The sequence below is a fragment of the Corallococcus llansteffanensis genome (genome assembly GCF_003612055.1).
GTDB classification, from domain to species: domain Bacteria; phylum Myxococcota; class Myxococcia; order Myxococcales; family Myxococcaceae; genus Corallococcus; species Corallococcus llansteffanensis.
Genome location: NZ_RAWB01001066.1, coordinates 1 through 1,091 on the forward strand (window position 1 = coordinate 1; position 1,091 = coordinate 1,091).

The window sequence follows — 1,091 nt, forward strand, 5'->3', positions numbered from 1 at the left end:
CCCCCCTCCTGGCCGCCCTCGTGGCCCTCGCCTGTGCCTGCGGGCAGAAGGAGGTCGCCCCCTCGCTGGACCTCGTCACCGCCGCCTGCGCCGGCACGCCGCCCCTGGACGGGGTGACGCACCTGCGCTTCCGCGTGAGCGGCCCCGGGGTGGAGTCGGCCCATGAGCGCGTGTCGACGGTGCGGTGGACGGCGGGGGACGTGCCGGCCCTGCCGGTGGGGAGTGCGCGGGTGCTGGAGGTGCGGGCCTACGCGGGCGCGCCGGATCAAGGCGGCCCGTTGTTGTCCCTGGGACGCTCGGCGCCCGTGGACGTCGCGGAGGGACAGGACGCGTCGGTGCGCGTGTTCCTGCGGCGACTGGGGGAGTTCGCGCCGGTGAACCTGGCGTCGAGTCCCGACACCTGCGCGGCGATGCGTGAGACGCGGGCCGGACACACGGCCACGCTGCTTCCGGACGGACGGGTGCTGTTCGCCGGGGGCTACAGGCCCGACGCGAAGGGAGCGCGGCAGGCGTCGGGGACGACGGAGGTGTTCGATCCCCAGACGGGCACGTTCAGCCCGGGGCCGGACGTGGGGCCGAGGGCCTTCCACACGGCATCGCTGCTGCCGGACGGGAAGGTGCTGCTGGCGGGAGGCGCGGAAGCGTTGGAGCCTGCGTCGGTGCAGCGCACGGCGCGCGTGGTGGACGTGACGGCGGGCACGGCGAGCGCAGTGGAACCGAAGGTGGCGCGCTACCAGCACGTGGCGGCGGTGGACGCCCAAGGACACGTGTTGCTGGTGGGCGGACGTTCGGCGGACGGAAGCGGCGTGTTCACGGCGGAGGGCTTCGATGCGGCCTCCGGGCGCTTCGTCGACGTGCCCACGGAGGTACCGCGCGTGGACGCGGCGGTGACGGTGCTGGGTGATGGCCGCACGCTGGTGGTGGCGGGAGGCGCGGACGCGACGGGCCCGCAGGCGGAGGTGCTGGGCTTCGCGTTCGAAGGCAATACCTTCTCCCGGCTGTCGGGGGGCGCGAGGCTCCTGGTGCCCCGGGTGGGGGCGTCGGTGGCGATGCTGGGACGGGAGGAGGACGGGCCGCGCCCTGTGTTGATG

At 74.9% G+C, this 1,091-nt stretch carries 1 protein-coding gene; it reads left to right on the forward strand.

The genetic code is table 11. The features are described 5' to 3' along the window. A partial coding sequence (locus D7V93_RS43360; protein WP_120648706.1) for a Kelch repeat-containing protein occupies positions 1-1,091 on the forward strand: 1,091 nt, incomplete at both ends.